Annotated in this window: 1 protein-coding gene; it reads left to right on the forward strand. The window is 63.8% G+C overall.

The window, feature by feature from the left end; translation table 11 throughout:
* Positions 1-699, forward strand: a 699-nt coding sequence (locus tag WS96_RS07905; protein WP_059831687.1) for a diiron oxygenase, incomplete at both ends; no start/stop codon positions are given.

Below are 699 nucleotides of genomic sequence, written 5' to 3' on the forward strand. Positions count from 1 at the left end.
GTTCGACGCTTCGCTGCTCACCGACGAGCAGGCGAAGACGATCAAGATGAACGCGATCACCGAATGGTCGGCGCTGCCCGCGACGGAAATGTTCCTGCGCGACAACCAGCACGACAGCGACTTTTCCGCGTTCATGAGCGTGTGGTTCTTCGAGGAGCAGAAGCATTCGCTGGTGCTGATGGAATACCTGCGTCGCTTCAAGCCGGAGATGGTGCCGACCGAAGAGGAGCTGCACGCGGTGCGCTTCCAGTTCGATCCGGCGCCGCCGCTCGAGACGCTGATGCTGCACTTCTGCGGCGAGATCCGCCTGAACCACTGGTATCGGTGCGCGGCCGACTGGCACACCGAGCCCGTCATCAAGCAGATCTACGAAACGATTTCGCGCGATGAGGCACGGCATGGCGGCGCGTACCTGCGCTACATGAAGAAGGCGCTGAACAACTGCGGCGACGTCGCGCGTGCCGCATTCGCGAAGATCGGCGTGCTGATGGCGTCGGCGCGCCGCACCGAGAAGCCGCTGCACCCGACCAACCTGCACGTGAACCAGGCGCTGTTCCCGCGCGACACGGTGCAGTCGCGCCTGCCGGATCCGGAATGGCTGGAGCGCTGGCTCGACGAGCAGATCCGTTTCGACGGCGAGTGGGAGAAGAAGGTCGTCGAGCGGATCCTGCACAACCTGTCGATCCTGTTCGAGCGCAC

This window comes from Burkholderia sp. MSMB1835 (assembly GCF_001526365.1).
Lineage (GTDB): Bacteria > Pseudomonadota > Gammaproteobacteria > Burkholderiales > Burkholderiaceae > Burkholderia.